Origin of the sequence: Lentzea sp. HUAS12, from assembly GCF_024125735.1 — a bacterium.
Lineage (GTDB): Bacteria > Actinomycetota > Actinomycetes > Mycobacteriales > Pseudonocardiaceae > Lentzea > Lentzea albida.
This window is the reverse complement of record NZ_CP099738.1, coordinates 3,461,995-3,477,590: the sequence shown is the minus strand read 5'-3', so window position 1 is coordinate 3,477,590 and position 15,596 is coordinate 3,461,995. Positions and strand designations below refer to the sequence as shown.

Annotated in this window: 19 protein-coding genes; 8 read left to right on the top strand and 11 right to left on the bottom strand. The window is 70.8% G+C overall.

What is annotated here, in order from left to right; genetic code table 11:
- Positions 1-87: 87 nt before the first annotated feature.
- Positions 88-651, bottom strand: a complete 564-nt coding sequence (locus tag ND450_RS15265) for a GNAT family N-acetyltransferase (protein ID WP_253326786.1) — start codon at positions 649-651, stop codon at positions 88-90.
- 17 nt (positions 652-668) lie between these two features.
- Positions 669-1,541, bottom strand: a complete 873-nt coding sequence (locus ND450_RS15260; protein ID WP_253326785.1) for a 5'-nucleotidase — start codon at positions 1,539-1,541, stop codon at positions 669-671.
- A gap of 40 nt (positions 1,542-1,581) precedes the next feature.
- Between ND450_RS15260 and ND450_RS15255 the strand changes: the two genes are divergently transcribed.
- Together ND450_RS15255 and ND450_RS15250 are read left to right on the top strand one after the other, a co-directional pair.
- Positions 1,582-1,896, top strand: coding sequence for a multidrug efflux SMR transporter (locus tag ND450_RS15255; RefSeq protein WP_253326784.1), 315 nt, complete (start codon positions 1,582-1,584; stop codon positions 1,894-1,896).
- The gene (locus ND450_RS15250) at positions 1,896-2,294 is read left to right on the top strand and encodes a multidrug efflux SMR transporter (protein ID WP_371927709.1); all 399 of its coding nucleotides are present in this window, start codon (positions 1,896-1,898) and stop codon (positions 2,292-2,294) included. Before ND450_RS15255 ends, ND450_RS15250 begins: the two co-directional genes overlap by 1 nt.
- Here ND450_RS15250 and ND450_RS15245 read toward each other — a convergent pair.
- The 3 genes from ND450_RS15245 to ND450_RS15235 all read right to left on the bottom strand — a co-directional run bounded on the left by ND450_RS15245 (position 2,187) and on the right by ND450_RS15235 (position 6,173).
- Positions 2,187-3,452 (bottom strand): glycosyl hydrolase family 18 protein, encoded by a 1,266-nt coding sequence (locus ND450_RS15245; protein ID WP_253326783.1) that lies wholly within the window; start codon positions 3,450-3,452, stop codon positions 2,187-2,189. The two genes, ND450_RS15250 and ND450_RS15245, sit on opposite strands and share 108 nt — an antisense overlap.
- Positions 3,453-3,637: 185 nt before the next feature.
- Positions 3,638-4,375: an SDR family NAD(P)-dependent oxidoreductase gene (locus tag ND450_RS15240; protein WP_253326782.1), complete on the bottom strand. Its 738-nt coding sequence runs from the start codon at positions 4,373-4,375 to the stop codon at positions 3,638-3,640.
- Between the two features lie 7 nt (positions 4,376-4,382).
- Complete coding sequence (locus ND450_RS15235; protein WP_253326781.1) at positions 4,383-6,173, bottom strand: serine/threonine-protein kinase; 1,791 nt, start codon at positions 6,171-6,173, stop codon at positions 4,383-4,385.
- A gap of 147 nt (positions 6,174-6,320) precedes the next feature.
- Here ND450_RS15235 and ND450_RS15230 point away from each other — a divergent pair, with 147 nt between their 5' ends.
- On the top strand, positions 6,321-6,926 hold the full coding sequence (locus ND450_RS15230; protein WP_253326780.1) for a Clp protease N-terminal domain-containing protein: 606 nt from the start codon (positions 6,321-6,323) through the stop codon (positions 6,924-6,926).
- On the opposite strand, the gene ND450_RS15225 is transcribed toward ND450_RS15230, so the two are convergent.
- Positions 6,880-7,845: a YafY family protein gene (locus ND450_RS15225; protein ID WP_253326779.1), complete on the bottom strand. Its 966-nt coding sequence runs from the start codon at positions 7,843-7,845 to the stop codon at positions 6,880-6,882. The two genes, ND450_RS15230 and ND450_RS15225, sit on opposite strands and share 47 nt — an antisense overlap.
- Before the next feature lie 103 nt (positions 7,846-7,948).
- On the opposite strand from ND450_RS15225, the gene ND450_RS15220 reads away from it, so the two are divergent.
- On the top strand, positions 7,949-8,362 hold the full coding sequence (locus ND450_RS15220; protein WP_253326778.1) for a VOC family protein: 414 nt from the start codon (positions 7,949-7,951) through the stop codon (positions 8,360-8,362).
- A gap of 145 nt (positions 8,363-8,507) precedes the next feature.
- On the opposite strand, the gene ND450_RS15215 is transcribed toward ND450_RS15220, so the two are convergent.
- The gene (locus tag ND450_RS15215; protein ID WP_253326777.1) at positions 8,508-9,497 is read right to left on the bottom strand and encodes a helix-turn-helix transcriptional regulator; all 990 of its coding nucleotides are present in this window, start codon (positions 9,495-9,497) and stop codon (positions 8,508-8,510) included.
- 88 nt (positions 9,498-9,585) lie between these two features.
- On the opposite strand from ND450_RS15215, the gene ND450_RS15210 reads away from it, so the two are divergent.
- Genes ND450_RS15210 through ND450_RS15200 form a run of 3 tightly spaced genes read left to right on the top strand, consistent with a single transcriptional unit; the run spans position 9,586 to position 10,781 of the window.
- Positions 9,586-9,975 (top strand): cupin domain-containing protein, encoded by a 390-nt coding sequence (locus ND450_RS15210; protein WP_253326776.1) that lies wholly within the window; start codon positions 9,586-9,588, stop codon positions 9,973-9,975.
- Positions 9,972-10,361 carry a DUF1304 family protein gene (locus tag ND450_RS15205; protein ID WP_253326775.1) on the top strand — a complete coding sequence of 130 codons (390 nt, stop codon included), beginning with the start codon at positions 9,972-9,974 and terminating at the stop codon, positions 10,359-10,361. The genes ND450_RS15210 and ND450_RS15205 overlap by 4 nt, the downstream gene beginning before the upstream one ends.
- Positions 10,362-10,376: 15 nt before the next feature.
- The gene (locus ND450_RS15200; RefSeq protein ID WP_253326774.1) at positions 10,377-10,781 is read left to right on the top strand and encodes a protein-tyrosine phosphatase family protein; all 405 of its coding nucleotides are present in this window, start codon (positions 10,377-10,379) and stop codon (positions 10,779-10,781) included.
- Here the strand turns inward: ND450_RS15200 and ND450_RS15195 are convergent.
- On the bottom strand, positions 10,778-11,446 hold the full coding sequence (locus ND450_RS15195; RefSeq protein WP_253326773.1) for an MOSC domain-containing protein: 669 nt from the start codon (positions 11,444-11,446) through the stop codon (positions 10,778-10,780). The two genes, ND450_RS15200 and ND450_RS15195, sit on opposite strands and share 4 nt — an antisense overlap.
- Before the next feature lie 10 nt (positions 11,447-11,456).
- A complete protein-coding gene (locus ND450_RS15190; protein WP_218159544.1) occupies positions 11,457-11,846 on the bottom strand; it encodes a MerR family transcriptional regulator in 390 nt (129 codons plus the stop codon).
- Between the two features lie 60 nt (positions 11,847-11,906).
- Here ND450_RS15190 and ND450_RS15185 point away from each other — a divergent pair, with 60 nt between their 5' ends.
- The gene (locus tag ND450_RS15185) at positions 11,907-12,941 is read left to right on the top strand and encodes an aldo/keto reductase (RefSeq protein WP_253327925.1); all 1,035 of its coding nucleotides are present in this window, start codon (positions 11,907-11,909) and stop codon (positions 12,939-12,941) included.
- A gap of 15 nt (positions 12,942-12,956) precedes the next feature.
- On the opposite strand, the gene ND450_RS15180 is transcribed toward ND450_RS15185, so the two are convergent.
- Together ND450_RS15180 and ND450_RS15175 are read right to left on the bottom strand one after the other, a co-directional pair.
- Complete coding sequence (locus tag ND450_RS15180; protein WP_253326772.1) at positions 12,957-14,078, bottom strand: hypothetical protein; 1,122 nt, start codon at positions 14,076-14,078, stop codon at positions 12,957-12,959.
- Positions 14,075-15,589, bottom strand: coding sequence for an alkaline phosphatase (locus tag ND450_RS15175; protein ID WP_253326771.1), 1,515 nt, complete (start codon positions 15,587-15,589; stop codon positions 14,075-14,077). Before ND450_RS15175 ends, ND450_RS15180 begins: the two co-directional genes overlap by 4 nt.
- Between the last annotated feature and the right edge of the window lie 7 nt (positions 15,590-15,596).

Here is a 15,596-nt window from a genome sequence, read left to right as displayed (position 1 = left end):
TCCCGTTGGGGTGGCCGGGCTTTTCCTTTGTGGCGGGTCGAGCCGGGCTGTTTCATCGCCGCTTCGCGAAGACCGCGATTGGGGCTCTCAGCCGTCAGTGCGCATCCGGGCGTGCACGTGCATGTCATGCCATCCGTCCGCGTGCCGCGCGGCCCCGCGCAACGTCCCCTCGACGGCGAACCCGAGCTTGGCGGCCACTCGGCAGGACGCCGTGTTGGCCGTCGAGTGCTCCAGCGCGAGCCGGTGCAGACCGAAGTCGAAGGCCCACCGCGTCAACGCCCGCGTCGCGCGCACAGCGACCCCGGCGCCCCGTGCGTCGGGCAGCACCCAGTACGACAGGCCTGCGGTGGCTTCGAACAGCGAGATGCCGCGCAGTCCCACCTGGCCGATCGGCCTGTCGTCGGCGACGACCGCCCAGCTGGCGTCCGTCTCGTCGTGCCAGCGCGTGGCCCAGGTCGCGATCCACTCGCGTGCCTCGTCGAGCGTCTCCATGTGCCGCACGTGCCACCGCTGGATGGCGGGGCAGGCGAAGGCCGCTCGCACGGTCTCGGCGTCTTCCTCCCGCCACGGCCGCAACGCCAGGTGGTCGTCGACGACGACGTGCGGTTGGTCGGCTGCGCGCAACGAGCCTGCGGGGAGGGCTGGACTCACGAGGTGAGGCACGTGGATCACTCGTTCGACACGCCGAACGGCACGTGCACGCACGGCACCGTCGGGACCAGGTGCCCCCGCTGGTCGTCGAAGAAGATGTGCGGCCGCAGCACGTCCAGGATCGGCGCCTTCTTCAACCCTCCCAGGAAGAACGCGTCGTTCACCGTCAGCCCCCACGCCTTCAGGCTGTTGATCGCCCGCTCGTGGGCGGGCGCCGAGCGGGCCGTCACCACCGACACCCGCACCCGGTCCTCGGCGACCCGCTGGATCCGGTTGACGCCCGCGAGGAAGTTCCGCAGCGGACCGGGGTCCAGAGGTGTGACGACGTTCGTGGCCTCGTGTTGCTGGAAGCGGTCGAGGCCGCCGGTCTGGTAGATCCGCTCGGACGCGTCGTCGGCGAGTACGCCGTCGAAGTCGAACGCGATGCGCAGTGCCGGGTCGTCGTCGTCCTGGAACGACGACTGGAGCACCTGGCCCGCGGGCATGCCGGCCTGGGTGGCCTTGCGGATGTCCTCCTCGTTGGCGGACAGGAAGAGCGACATGTTGAGGGCCGGCATGAACTCGTGCGGGGCGCGGCCCTCGGTGAAGATCGCGCGGGTGATCGTCAGGCCGTGGTGGGCCGCCGACCGCAGGATGCGCAGGCCCGTGTCGGGCGAGTTGCGCGAGAGGACGATGACCTCGACCAGCGGGCCCAGTGAGTTGAGCCGCAACAGGCGGCGGAGGAACGGGAACGCGACGCCCGGTGCGAACGGCTCGGCCAGGTGTGCTTCCTGGTAGGCGCGGTAGGCGGCCTCGCCCTCGGTGCAGAAGACGGCGTCGGACGCGCTCAGGTCGAACAGAGCGCTTGACGCGACGCCTACGACCAGCAGGTTCTCCAGGCTGGGAGCCACGTCGGTGATCGTAGCCGCCGGTTCTGGTACGGTCGTACCAATGTACTGGTTCGTGCTGGTGGCCTCCGGTGTGCTGGAGGCCGTGTGGGCCACGGCGCTCGCGGCCTCGAAGGGGTTCCGCCGGCCGTGGCCGGTGGTGGTGTTCGCCGTGTCGATGACGCTGAGCGTCGTCGGGCTCGCGTGGGCGATGCGGGGGATCCCGGTCGGCACGGCGTACGCGGTGTGGGTCGGCGTGGGCGCCGTGCTCACGGTGCTCGTCGCGGTGCTGCGCGGTGAGGAGAAGCTCGGGGTGGCGCGCGCGTTGCTGCTGGTCGCGTTGATCGGCTGCGTCGCGGGCCTGAAGGTGGTGAGCTGATGTACTGGGCCGTGTTGCTGGCGAGTGCCGTGCTCGAGGCGGTCTGGGCGACGGCGCTGTCACATGGGGCCTACGTGCTCTTCGTGGTCGCCGCCGCGCTGAGCATGGCCGGGCTTTCCTTCGGCATGAAGAGGATTCCGGTCGGGACCGCGTACGCCGTGTGGGTCGGCATCGGCGCGGCCCTGACGGTGACGTGGGCGATGATCACCGGCGAGGAACCGGTCTCCGCGTGGAAGATCGTGTTCCTCACCGGGATCATCGCCTGCGTCATCGGCCTGAAGTTCCTGAAATCAGGCGTTGATGGTCCACCGCTGGTTGGCGGTTCCGGCGCAGTCCCAGAGCTGGAGCCTGGTCCCGTCGGCGGAGCTGTTGCCGGTGGCGTCGAGACACCTTCCTGACGCCGCGTTGCGCAGCTGACCGTTCGATTCGAGCGTCCACTGCTGGTTGCCCGCACCCGTGCAGTCCCACAGCTGCGTCACGGCGCCGTTGGCGGTGCCGGACGCGTCGAGGCACTTGCCCAAGGCGCGCAACGTGCTGCCGTTGCGGGTCCACTGCTGCGCGTTGGTGCCGTTGCAGGTGTAGAGCTGCACCGCGCTGCCGTTGGCGGAGTTCGCCGCGGCCACGTCCACGCACTTGCCGCCGAAACCGGTGATGGTGCCGCCGGTGGGAGGCTGGGGGTTGCCGCCGGAGGCGGTCTCCCAGATGGCGTTGAGCAGGCTGGTGCTGCCGGTCGTGTCCTGGGAGAGCTCCCAGTTCATGATGCCGCCCGCGTTGGCGAGCGCCCACTGGGTCTTGCGGCGGATCGTCGGCAGACCGTTGTACTGGTTGCCGTTGTAGCTGTCGCGGTTGGCGTTGGCCGGGTCCTGCGCGACTAGGTCGCGGTAGGAGATGTAGGTCGGGCGGCTGTAGAACGGCACGCCCAGCACGGCCTTGCTCGCCGGAAGACCGCGGCCCTTCCAGAAGTTGACCGACGCGATCGACCAGTCGTAGTTCGCGTGCGGGCTGCCACCGTCGTAGGCCATGATGTTCAGCCAGTCGACGATGCCGAACACCGCGGGCTGCACGCCGTTCGCCGTGCCGCCCTCGCTCACGACCGCGGCCGTGAGCAGCTTGCCGCGACTGTGCAGCTCGTTGCCGAGCTGCTGCATCATCGCGGTGTAGTTGTTCGCCGAGGTACCCGGATCCGGGTACTCCCAGTCCATGTCGACGCCGTCGAGGTTGTACTGGTTGACGAGGTTGACCAGGCTGTTGACGAACGTGGTCCGCGAGCTCGCGTTGCCCGCCAGCTGTTCGAACGCCGAGTCGTTGCCGTCGTTCCAGCCGCCGACCGCGATCGAGACCTTGACGCCCGCCGCGTGACCGCGGCTCACCAGCGTCTGCAGCTTGCCCGGGTCCGGCACGCCCTGGAGCGTGCCGTTGCCGTTCGGCAGCACGAACGAGTAGTTGATGTGCGTGAGCTTGGTGTAGGGGAGGGAGTTCACGTCGCCGGACCACGACGGCATGTAGCCGACGCTCTTGAACCCGGCGGGGTAGGCGGCCTGCGCGGCAGGCGCCATGACTGTCAGTGTCGCCGCGGCGGCGGCCAGCGCGAGGCCGGCGGCACCGAGGCGTGAGCGGAATGAACGCATTGCAGGGGAGGCCTTCCACTTCGTCGAGCGCCCACGGCGACGTTAGTGGTCTAGACCGGTTGCGGCCAGATCGACCCGGTACCGGAACTGGTTCCGGTCTACCTGCGGAAACGTCACCGCAGGTAGGAGGCTCCGTTCACATCCATGACCGTGCCACTGGCCCAGAGAGCGCTTTCCGAGGCGAGCCAGGCGACCGCCGCGGCCACCTCCCGCGGCTCGCCGACGCGCCCGAACGGGCTCTGCGCCCGGATCGCCTCACCGGCCGGGCTCGCCAGGAGCCCGGTGACCATGTCGGTCCGCACGAACCCCGGCGCGACGGCCGCGACCGCGATGCCCTGCGGCGCCAGCGACTGCGCGAGCGACTGCGTCATCGCGTGCAGGCCCGCCTTGGCCGCGCCGTACGCGGGGGCGTCCGGCTCACCCCGGAAGGCGCCCCGCGAGCCGACGTTGATGACGCGGCCGCCCTCGCCCATGTGCCGGACCGCGTGCCACGTGAGGTCGGCCGGTCCGTACAGGTTGAGCTCGATCGTGCGGCGCCACGCCTGCTGCCACTCCTCGAACCCGGTCGTGGAGATGTTGTGGTGGAAGTAGATGCCCGCGTTGTTCACCAGCACGTCGAGACCGCCGAGCTTCTCGACGGTCTCGCTCACGACCTGCTCGGCCTGGTTCGCACCCAGGTCGCCCTCGACGGTCACGTGGCCCTCGCCGGGGAGGTTCCCGGCCACCTGCCGCGCCTCGTCCGCGCCGGAGCGGTAGTGGACGGCGACCTGGTGGCCGCCCTCCGCGAGTGCGTGGGCGATGGCGGCGCCGATGCCGCGGGAGGCTCCGGTGACGAGTGCGCGTCGAGTCATACGACGATCATGCCTGGCTGTCGATCAACCACTTGCCGTTCTGCTGCACGAACGTGAAGGTGAGCGTCTCGGTCTCGACGACGGCCGAGCCCTGCATGTACTGCAGCGTCACGGTCACGACGTTGTCGCCCTGCGGCACGAAGTTCGAGAGCTGCACCGCGCTGTACTTGCTCCAGAACGACTGGTAGTTCGCGAAACTCGACGCGCGCACGGACTTGAAGCGGTCGGTCAGCGAGGCGTAACCGGCCTCCAGGTTGCCGGGGATCAGCGCGTAGTAGGCGGTGATCGCCTCCTGGGCGTTCTTCGGACCCGCGGGAGGCTCCGGCGCCTGGCTGGGTGTGCTCGCGGGCGGCGTCGTCTCGGAGTTCGGCGGGGGTGTGGTCTGGCTGTCCGTCGGCTGCTGCGGCTGGGACTGGCTCGTCGTCGGCTGGCTGGACGAGGTGCCCGGGCTGGACGAACCACCGGGCGGCGTCTGGGCGTTCTTCTGGTCGCCCTTGGGCCACAACAGGAACGAGCCGACGCCCACGGCGATCACGAGCAGCACGATCGCGATGGGGACGAGCGGGAACCTGCGGCGGTTCTCGCCGGGCTCCGCCGCAGGCGGGGGTGGGGTGTCGGCCGGGGGTGCGGGGAGCGGGAGGACCGGGGTGGGGTTCACGACCGGTGCCTGCTCGACCGGTGCGGCCGGCTCCTGCTCCGCCGTCGGTGTCTCTGTCAAGACCGGCACGGGCTCGGGTTCCGCGACGGGCTCCGCCACCGGTTCCGCGACGGGCTCCGGCGTCTCCTCGGGCGTGGCCTCCGGCTCGGCCTCGGGCTTCGCGGGCGGCGCGGTCAGTCCGGCGGCCTCGGCTGCCGCCGCGCCCGCGACCAGGCCTGCCGCGGCGGCCGCGGCCTCCTGCTTCGCCTTCTCCTGCGGCTGCGCCTCGACCGGGAGCTGCACGGTCGCCGGGATGACGACCGTCGCCTCGGACGCCTGCGGCGTCTCGTTGACGACGGCGGCCAGCAGGTGCACGGCCTCCTGCATGCTCGGGCGGCGCTCGGGATCGGTCGCGAGCAGCCGGAACAGCACGGGGGACAGCAGGGGACCGGCGTTGGCCGGAGGCATGATCGAACCGCCGGCGACGCGGTGCAGCATCGCGAGGTGGTTGTCCGCGGTGCCGAACGGCGGGCCGCCCTCGACGGCGTTGTAGAGCGTGGCGCCGAGCGAGAAGACGTCGGAGGGCAGACCGGCGTCCTCGCCGCGGGCGACCTCGGGCGAGAAGAAGGCGGGGGTGCCGACCGTGCCGGTCGCGGTGGCGGTGCCGTCGTCGGTGGCGCGGGAGATGCCGAAGTCGGTGATCTTGACTTCCTGGTCCCCGATCAGGACGTTGCCGGGCTTCACGTCGCGGTGCTGGATGCCGTGGCGGTGCGCGGCGGCCAGAGCGGCTGCGGTGTAGCACCCGATGCGGGCCACCTCGCGCGGCGGCAGCGTGCCCTGCTCGGCGATGACGGCGGCGAGGCTGCGGGACGGCAGGTACTCCATGATCAGCCAGGGGCGGCCGTCCTCCTCCACCACGTCGTAGACGCGGATGGCGTTGGGGTGCTCCAGGCGGGCGGCGAGACGGGCCTCGCGCATGGCCCTGACCTTCGCGCGGTCCACCCTGGCGTCGTCGAGGCCGTCGAGCGCGAGCAGTTCCTTGGCGGCGACCACGCGGTGTAGTTGCTCGTCATAGGCCTGCCAGACGACTCCCATCGCCCCTTGGCCGACCTTCTGCTTCAACTGGTAGCGGCTGCCGATGAGCCTGCTGCTCTCCTCCACGCGGGTGCTCCCGTCCCCTCTGATCACTCACAAGTGTGACGGTTGCCGCGTTCGTCGTTGACTGTAACCCCTGCTGGGGGTACATATGGGGTTATGCCGAAAATCAATGTATATCTGCCCGATGAACTCTCGGAGACCGTGAAGGACATGAACATCCCCGTCTCGGCGATCTGCCAGCGCGCGCTCGAAGGGTCGGTGAAGCGGATCGCCGCGATCCGGGCACTCACAGTCGAAGACCTCGAACGCGACGCACTGCCGCAGTTCACCGCCCGCGCGTGGAACGCACTCCAGCTCGCCGCCGAACTCTCCCGGGGGGCCGGGCTCGGCACCGCGCACCTCCTGGCCGGCATCGTGGGGGAGGGGGGAAACCTGGCGCTGGACGTCCTGCGCGCGCTGGACGTCGACCCGCGCGGCCTGGCCGCCTCCGTCCCGGACCTCGCCGGCCAGGGGTTCTCCGACGACGGAGCCGCCGCGCTGGAGCTCGCGGTCGTCGAAGCCATCGCGCTGGGACACAACTACGTCGGCTGCGAGCACCTGCTGCTCGGCATCGTCGCCGAACCGGACGGACCCGGCGGCGCGGAACTGCGGGAGCTGGGCGTGGAGATCAAGGGCGCGCGCAGGGCGGTCCAGACGGCGCTCGCGGGCATCGTCCACTTCCAGAAGCAGCAGAAGGCCGCTCCCGACGCGGCGAAGGTGCTGGAGACGATCATGGCTCGGCTGGCCCGCCTGGAGCGGCACGCGGGTATCGGCTGACGAGCTCCGCGCCGATCCGGGCCAGGTGCTCCTCGACCTCCGGCGACTCGACGGTGATCGAGCCGCCCCAGCCGGCGACGTTGCGGGCGATGTCGAGCGGCCGCGGCGCCGTCAGCTCCACCCTCGTGTGCTCGCCGTGCTCCCCGAGGACCGTGCAGTGGCGTCCGTGCTGGTGCCGGAAGACCTCGAGGAACCTGGTGGGCACGAGCACGGTCGCCGACGTCTCCGAGCGCTTCGCCTCGACGGCCGTGACGACCTCGTCCCAGGCGCCGGCGAGCTCGAAGCCGGCGGGCCGGGAGGCGGGCGTGCCGGTGAGGGAGACACCGGCGATGCGGTCGAGCCGGAAGGTGCGCTGCCCGTCCGCGGTCCCGGCGACGAAGTACCAGGTGCCGTCCTTGTCGACGAGCCCCCACGGGTCGACCTCGCGCCCCTTCGGCGCCTCACCGCGCTTCTGGTAGGTCAGCCGCACCCGCACCTGCTCGACCACGGCCCGTTGCAGCTGCGCCACGAGAGAGGGCCTGTCCTTGGTGTCCTCACCCCACGCGGCGGTGTCGACGACCGTGGCGTCCGCGGCGGCCTGCGCGTCCGCGCGAAAGGTCCTCGGCAGCGCTCGCACGAGCTTGCGCAGCGCCGACTTGATCTCCGGGGCGACCGCGGCCGCCGGTCCCGCGACCAGGAACAACGCCTGCGCCTCCGCCGAGGTGAGCCCGCTGAGGTCGGTGCGGGCGCCGCCGACGAGTGCCCACCCGCCGCCCCTGCCCGGCTGGGCGTACACGGGGACCCCCGCCGCGGACAGCGCCTCGAGGTCGCGGCGGGCGGTCGCGGTGGAGACCTCGAGTTCCCCGGCCAGTTCCTTCGCGGTCACCCGGCCGCGGGCCTGCATCAGCAGAAGGGTGGCGACGAGCCGGTCAGCGCGCATGTACCCAAGTCTCCGCTAAAAGTGCTCACTGGATGAGCACTTTGCGGCCGAAGCTCAACTCACACCGACCCGAACTTTTCTGGAGGCAGTGATGTTGCGAGGCATGTCGACCGTGTCCTACTTCGCCGACGACCTGGCCGAGGCCCGCGCCTGGTACACGCGATTCCTCGGCGTCGAGGCGTACTTCGAGCGGAGCACCCCGGACGGCGTGCTCGCCTACGTGGAGTTCCGGCTCGGCGACTACCAGGCCGAACTGGGCATCGTGCAGCGCCGGTTCGAGGTGACCCCGTCCGACGGGCCGGCCGGGCAGATCCTCTACTGGGCCGTGGACGACCTCGACGCGACGCTGGCGAGGCTGCTGGAGCTGGGCGCCAAGACCCACGACGAGCCGCGGGTGCGGGGCGAGGGGTTCGTGACCGCGTCGGTGGTGGACCCGTTCGGCAACATCCTCGGCGTCATGACGAACGTCCACTACCTGGCCGTCGTGGAGCGGAACCGCCCTGTCCTGCCGGAATGACGAGGCTCGCGATCACCGGTCATCGAGGGCTGCCCGCCTCCGAGTACCGCGAGGCGTTGCCCGAGGACTTCCGCCCCGTCTGCGACCGAATGGGTTTCGGGTCACGGTCCTGTGGCCGGAGGGCACCGTCCGCTGACCGCCCGGATCACCACGACAGCTTCGCGACCAGCTCCGCTCGGCTGCGCACGCCGAACTTGGCGAAGAGCGACTTGAGGTGGTCCTGCACGGTGTAGGGCGAGATGTCGAGCCGGGCCGCGATCCCGGACGTCGGCCGGCCGGCGAGCACCTCGTGGCAGACGTCCTGCTCGCGGCTGCTCGCGCCGTGTGCCTCCAGCAGTAGTCCCAGCAGGTCCGCGGCGGAGGCCCGGCTGATCGTCACGGCCGCCTCGCCGTCGCCGTCGCCGAGGAGTTCGCTCGCCTCGAACAGGATCCAGCCACCGCGGGCGTCGCGGACCCTCGCCCGGAACGTGCCCGTGCGTGCTCCCGCCGCAGCGGCACGCAGCATCACCGCGAACCGGCCCGGCGCGACGTCCTCCAGTTCGTCGCGCCACCGGGCGGCGGAGGCCGTCGACGCGCGGACCGTGCCGTCACGGGCGACCACGACGATGGCGGGCGCACCCGTCCCGCGGGCGGCGGTGCGCGACGCGAGGCGGGTCGCGGCGCCGAGAGCCGGGGCCACCGAGGTCATGAACTCCACCTCGCGCTCGCTGAACTCGCCGGTGCGCACCATTCCCGCGCCACCCCAGCAGGTGGCGCCGGCGCGGAAGAGCGACCGCAGCTCGTGACGCAGGCCGAGCGGCCGCCAGACCTCGTTGAGCCTCGTGGACCGCTTGTCCTCCAGCCGCGCCACGGTGTCGCCACGCCGGGCCAGCGATGCGAACGTGTGCGGTTCGCCGGGGGTGTACTCGCAGCTCGCGAGCACCGGTTCGTACTGCTGCGGGATGCGGTTGACGCCGCTGGTCATGGTGGCGAACACGCCGGAGCCGGGGTCCATAGAGGCCCAGCAGGTGAGCTCGCACGGGACCACCTGGTCGATGAGGGCGATGGCCGCCTGGTGCAGTTCGACGACGTCGAGCCCCGCGCTCGCCAGTGCCGTGACGTCGCGTCGCACGCCGAGCGCCCGACCCTCCCACATGGTTGGCAGTGTGCGCCTGTGCGGGACGGTGCGGGATCCCAGTTTTCCGGGATGGAGCAGGCCGTCCGGGCCGTCGAGGCTTTCTCGCATGCTGACCACCGCAGGCGAGGGCACCGTGCTGACCGTGCCCGACGCGACCATCACCGTCCGGATCCCGGGGAGCTCCACGGGCGGTGCCTACGAGCTGTTCGAGGTGGACGCGCCGCGGGGCGAGGCCGCGCCCCCGCACCGCACGCCGTGGCCCAAGGCCTACTACGTGGTGCACGGGCGCATGGCGGTGTTCCTCGACGGCGAGCTGTACGACCTGTCACCGGGTGACGCCATCACGATCCCGCCCGGCGCCGCGCACACGTTCACCGTGCACACGCCGTCGGTGCAGTTCCTGGCGTTCGCCGTCGGCGAGGCCATGGGGGCGTTCTTCCGGGACCTGTCCGCCGACGGCCTGGAAGCGCTGGCCCGGCACGGGGTGACGCAATGAGTGTCGTCGCGCAGGTGGCCGTCGTCGTCGCCGCGCTGGTGCACGTGGTGGTGTGGATCTGCGAGGCGTTCCTGATCGGGCGGGTGCACCTGTCGATGTTCGGGCAGCCGGCCGACCACGTCCCCGCGATCCGCCTGTGGGCGTTCGGGGTGGGGTTCTACAACCTGTTCCTGGCGTGCGGCCTGGTCGCCGGGTTGGTCGCACTGCACGGCGGGCACGAACTGGTCGGCCGTACGCTGGTCTTCTACGTGTGCTGGTTCATGCTGGGAGGCAGCGTGGTGCTGGCCGTCGCCGACCAGCTGGCGCTGAGCCGCCCGCGCAACCAGGCGTGGGGAGGCGTTGTGGCGGAAGGGCTTCCGCCGCTCGTCGTGCTGGTGTTCGCTTGAGTTTTGGGGGAGTCGTTGAAGACGGTCGAACTGCCCGACGGAGCCGTGATCACGGGGCGTGGCCTCCGCGACGGCACGCTCGTGGACCCGCGGCCCGACTACGGGGTGTACCTGCAGCCCAGGCCCGTGGACGTGCCGTGGCCGCACGACCGGATCGACTGGCCGGACTTCCGCCTGCCGCGCGACCACGGCGCCGCCATCGCCCTGATCCGCTCGCTGCACGCCCGCGCGCTGTCCGGCGAGAAGGTCGAGGTGGCGTGCAGCGGCGGTGTCGGCAGGACCGGCACCGTGATCTCGTGCCTGGCCGTGCTGGCGGGCGTGCCGGCGGCCGAGGCCGTGGCGTGGACGCGCGCGCACTACCACCGCCGCGCCGTCGAGACGCCGTGGCAGAAGCGCTGGGTGCGGAACTTCCCGGTCTAGGAGTCGAGCTCGACGACGGTGCGCTTGTGCACCAGCTCGACGACGTCCGGCGGCATCGCGTCGCCGGCCGCGAGCAGCCGGGGCAGCAGCGCGGCGTCGGTGGTGATGGCGCGGAAGACCAGCTCGACGGTGACGTCGTGGCCGGGCCGGTGCACGACGGTGATCTCGTCACCCGGCCCGACCAGACCCGCTTCGAGCACGCGGAAGTAGGCGCCGGGCCGGGCTTCCCGGGTGAACCGCTTGACCCAGCCGCGCTGCCCGAGGAACTCGGCGAACGTGCGGCACGGGATGCGCGGCCCGGTGACCTCCAGCAGCGCCGTGCCGATCCGCCACTGCTCGCCGACGAGGGCGTTCGTGTGGTCGACGCCCTGCGTGGTGAGGTTCTCGCCGAACTGCCCGTTGTCCAGCGCCACGCCGAGCTCGGACTGCCACCGGTCGAGGTCCTCGCGGGCGTAGCCGTACACGGCCTGGTGCTCGCCGCCGTGCACGGTCCAGTCGGCGATCGAGTCGCCCTCCACGCCGCTGCCCGCCGACCCCTCGACGCCGACCGGGCTGATCCGCAGCGGTCCGTCCACCGGCCGTTTGTCGATGCCGGTGGCACCCGCGCGGGCGTAGCCGACCGGGACCGTCCTGCGGGCGACGTTCAGCGAGAGCACGACAGGCATGCGACCGAGACTATTGGCCGACCGCGCGGGCGTCGATCGAATTGACGTAGTCCTGGTAGACGCTGACCTTGTGCGTGATCAGGTCCATGCACTCCTGCAACTGCGCCATCTGCTCGCGGACGCGTTCCTGGTGCTCCTTCAGGATGTCCAGGCGCTGCAGCTCGTTGCCGTCGCCCTGGCGGACCAGGTCGGTGTAGCGGCGGATCTCCGGCACCGGCATCCCGGACATGCGCAGCATGATGCACATCTTCAGCCAGGCGAGGTCCTGGTCCGTGTACACGCGGCGGCCGCCCGGTCCTCTGTGGACCTGGTGCGCGAGGATGCCCTCCTTCTCGTAGAAGCGCAGCGCGTGCACGCTCAGTCCGGTGCGTTCGGCCACCTGTCCGATGCTCAGCCCCATGTGGTCGAGCATAGGCTTGACCTAGAGTCGGCTCTACTTCGTAGGTTCGGCCGCATGAACATGCGCTATCGCGTTCTCGGGGGAACCGGCATCGAGGTCAGCCACCACTGCCTCGGCGCCATGATGTTCGGCTCCGTCGCCAACAACGACCACGAAGAGGGAGTGCGGATCATCCACCGCGCCCTCGACGCGGGCATCAACTTCGTCGACACCGCCGACATGTACTCGGCGGGCGACTCCGAACAGATCGTCGGCAAGGCGTTGAAGGGCCGGCGCGACGACGTCGTGCTGGCCACGAAGGTGCACTTCCCGCTGGGGGAGGGGCGCAACCGCAGCGGCAACTCGCGCCGCTACGTCACCCGTGCCGTCGAGGACAGCCTGCGCCGCCTGGACACCGACTGGATCGACCTCTACCAGGTGCACCGGCCGGACTACACGACGGACGTCGAGGAGACGCTGTCGGTCCTCACGGACCTGGTGCGGCAGGGCAAGATCAGGGCGTTCGGCTGCTCGACGTTCCCGGCGGAGGAGATCGTCGAGGCCTACCACGTGTCGCTGAACCGCGGGCTGATGCGGTTCCGGTCCGAGCAGCCGCCGTACTCGTTGCTGGCGCGCGGGATCGAACGCTCCGTGCTGCCGACCGCGCACCGGCTCGGCATGGGTGTGCTGGTGTGGAGCCCCCTGGCCAGTGGGTTCCTGTCGGGCAGGCACCGCAGGGGCGCGTCGGCCGAGGCGTTCCGGGCGACGCTGACGCCCGACCGGTTCGACGAGTCCTTGGCGCGCAACGCGGCGAAGTTCGACGCCGTGGAGGAGTTCGCGAAGCTCGCCGACGAGATCGGGGTGTCGCTGCCGGCGCTGGCGATCGCGTTCACGACGACGCACCCGGCGGTGACGTCGGCGATCATCGGGCCGCGCACGATGGAGCAGCTGGAGTCGTTGCTGGAAGGCGCTTCGCTGGTGCTGACCGACGACGTGCTGGACCGCATCGACGAGATCGTGCCGCCCGGCACCGACACCTACGACGTGTCCGGTGGCTGGAAGCCCGCGTCGCTGCTGGAGGTCCACCAGCGACGCAGGCCCCTCGACCGGCGTTAGCGCCACACCGCTAGGTCACCACTGCTGGGTGCTCAGGCCGGTGCCCAGGTAGATCTGGTCGAACCCGTTGCCGTCGTTGTCGTCGGTGTAGACGACGGTGACGCGGCCCCACGGGTCGACGCCCACGGCCGGTTCGTCCTGCCTGCCGGTGGCGTTCGAGACCGTGAGCTGCCGTTCGGGACGGCCCGTGGTGGTGCCGTCGGGGTTGTAGGCGCTCGTGTGGACGTCCTGCGCCTCGGTCGTGGTCACCGCGACCCCGAGCTGGTCGTCGATGCCGACCTGCGGGTCGGCGCCCGTCGTCGCCGCCACCGCGCCCCGTGAGGAGCCGGCGGCGGTGAACGACTGGACGCGGACCCCCGACTGCTGCCAGGCCACCGCGAAGTCGCCGTTGAAGTTGGCCGCCACGGCGGGACGGGTGCCCTGTCCCGTCGTGGTCTGCGCCAGCTTCACGCCGCCGGACGGGGTGACGATCTTGCGGGCGACGTTCGCGTCCGCCTCCCACACGATCACCGCGTTGCCCGCGGCGCCCATCGCCACCTGCGGCTTGGCGTGGGTGCCGCCCGCGTTGTTGACCTGGGCCTCGTAGGACTTGGAGCCGATGGACGCGAACATGCTCACCCGCGTGGTGGACGGGTTCGTGCCCTGCTTGTCCTCCCACACCACGGCGAAGCCGCCGCTGTCGGGATCGGCCGCGACGCTCGGGAAGTACTGCTGGCCGTCGGCGCTCGCGTTGGCCGTGCCGGACCCCGACACGGTGCCGCTCGCGCTGACCGAGCGGACCGCGATGTTGTAGTAGCCGTTGCCGTCCGGGTCCTCGGACCACACGACGACGGCACTGCCGTCCTCGCGCACCGAGACGTCGGGCTGCCAGTGGCGCCACGTGCCCGTGCCGCCGGTGGAGAGCTTCTTCTCGTAGACCGGCGTCCCCTCCTTGAAGAGGCGGATCCAGACGTCGGAGTGGACCGGGTCCTCGGGGGCCGCGGTGTCGCGGTCGTCCTCCCAGACGACGGCCGTGTAGCCGTTGCGGGAGGCCGAGACGGACGCGTTGTCCTGGTCGCCGGTCGAGTCGCTGTTGACCGTGGACCACGTCATCGGGGCGGGTGCCAGCAGGAGGCTCGCGATCAGGAGTGTCTTCACGGCGCCTGCAATCCGGGGTTGGCGGCCTCGACGACGTAGCTGCCGACGGTCTTGACCGGGTAGTCGCGGACGGTGACCTTGTCGACGGCACGGAAGTCGACGTTCATCTGCGTCGAGGTCGTGCGGGTCTTCACGTAGCCGCGCAGGTTCTTGAAGTACTTCACGTGCGGGTTCAGCGTCGGGTTGAGGCTGTTGTCGGCGGCGTTGCCGTCACCGCCGGACGTGATCGACGTGGTGACGAGCTCGGTGCCGATGATCCGGTTCTGCGTGCCGTAGTTCTGCATGAGGTTCGCGCCCCAGCTGCGGTGCACGTCGCCGGTGAGCACGACCGTGCCCTTGTTGCCGTTGGTGTCCCATGCGTTCTGGATGCGCGCGCGGTTGGCGGTGTAGCCGTCCCACGAGTCCATGCTCTTCGACCCGTCCGCGGCGGCGAGGCGTTGCGCGAAGAACACCTGCTGGCCAAGGAAGTCCCACGTGCCGAGTTTCTGCCGCAGGCCGTCGATCAGCCACGTCTCCTGCGAGGTGCCGGTGAGCGTGCGTGCCGACGCGTCGGCCTCGGGACAGACCTTCGTCCCGTCACCGCACGCCTGGTCGTCGCGGTACTGGCGGGTGTCGAGCATGTGGAACGTGGCGAGGCTGCCCCAGCGGACCCTGCGGTGCAGCAACATGTTCTGCGCCGTCGGCGCCTGGGCGCTCCGCAGCGGCATGTGCTCGTAGTAGGCCTTGTAGGCGGCGGCGCGGCGGGCCGTGAAGTCACCGGCCGGGCTGCTGTCGTTGCGGACGAGGTTCGCGTAGTTGTTCTCGACCTCGTGGTCGTCCCAGACGACGAGCCAGGGCGCGGTGGCGTGCGCGGCCTGCAGGTCCGGGTCGGTCTTGTACTGGGCGTGCCGGACGCGGTAGTTCGCGAGCGTGCTGATCTCGGTGGAGGGCGCGAACTGGCGGACCTTCGTGGTGGTGGCGCCGCCTTCGTAGATGTAGTCGCCGAGGTGCAGGATCAGGTCGGGGTGCTCCTCGGCCATCCGGCGGTAGGCCGTGAAGTAGCCCTCCTCGTAGTGCGAGCACGAGGCGAAGAGCATGGTGAGCTCGGGCTGGGTGCCGACGGCCGGCGCGGTGAGGGCGCGGCCGGCGGGGGAGATGTGGCCGCCGGTGCGGAAGCGGTACCAGTACTCGCGTCCCGGTTCGAGGCCGGTGAGGGTGACGTGCACGGAGTGGGCGCTCGCCTGGGCGGTGGCGAACGTACCGGTGCGGGCGAGGTTGGTGAAGCGTTCGTCGGTGGCGACCTGCCATTCGACGGCGGTGGCGGTGTTCGGCATGCCGCCGAGGCCGTCGGCGTTCAGGGGGCTGGGGGCGAGGCGGGTCCAGATCACGAACCCGTCCGCGGCTGGTTCGCCGGACGCGACACCCAGGGTGAAGGGGTACCCGATCGCGTTGGCCAGTGCGGGGAGTAGAACTCCGGCGCTCGCTCCCGCGAGGCCGCCCACGATGAAGGTACGTCTCCGTAACGTGGTCATGGGACGC

Coding starts and splice junctions, on each gene's coding strand:
- ND450_RS15205 (WP_253326775.1), top strand. CDS start 9,972: ATGAGTGTCGTCGCGCAGGTGGCCGTCGTCGTCGCCGCGCTGGTGCAC.
- ND450_RS15225 (WP_253326779.1), bottom strand. CDS start 7,845: ATGCGCGCTGACCGGCTCGTCGCCACCCTTCTGCTGATGCAGGCCCGC.
- ND450_RS15175 (WP_253326771.1), bottom strand. CDS start 15,589: ATGACCACGTTACGGAGACGTACCTTCATCGTGGGCGGCCTCGCGGGA.
- ND450_RS15190 (WP_218159544.1), bottom strand. CDS start 11,846: ATGGGGCTGAGCATCGGACAGGTGGCCGAACGCACCGGACTGAGCGTG.
- ND450_RS15230 (WP_253326780.1), top strand. CDS start 6,321: ATGAACATCCCCGTCTCGGCGATCTGCCAGCGCGCGCTCGAAGGGTCG.
- ND450_RS15245 (WP_253326783.1), bottom strand. CDS start 3,452: ATGGCGCCTGCCGCGCAGGCCGCCTACCCCGCCGGGTTCAAGAGCGTC.
- ND450_RS15215 (WP_253326777.1), bottom strand. CDS start 9,497: ATGTGGGAGGGTCGGGCGCTCGGCGTGCGACGCGACGTCACGGCACTG.
- ND450_RS15210 (WP_253326776.1), top strand. CDS start 9,586: ATGCTGACCACCGCAGGCGAGGGCACCGTGCTGACCGTGCCCGACGCG.
- ND450_RS15255 (WP_253326784.1), top strand. CDS start 1,582: ATGTACTGGTTCGTGCTGGTGGCCTCCGGTGTGCTGGAGGCCGTGTGG.
- ND450_RS15185 (WP_253327925.1), top strand. CDS start 11,907: ATGCGCTATCGCGTTCTCGGGGGAACCGGCATCGAGGTCAGCCACCAC.
- ND450_RS15250 (WP_371927709.1), top strand. CDS start 1,896: ATGTACTGGGCCGTGTTGCTGGCGAGTGCCGTGCTCGAGGCGGTCTGG.
- ND450_RS15195 (WP_253326773.1), bottom strand. CDS start 11,446: ATGCCTGTCGTGCTCTCGCTGAACGTCGCCCGCAGGACGGTCCCGGTC.
- ND450_RS15220 (WP_253326778.1), top strand. CDS start 7,949: ATGTCGACCGTGTCCTACTTCGCCGACGACCTGGCCGAGGCCCGCGCC.
- ND450_RS15240 (WP_253326782.1), bottom strand. CDS start 4,375: ATGACTCGACGCGCACTCGTCACCGGAGCCTCCCGCGGCATCGGCGCC.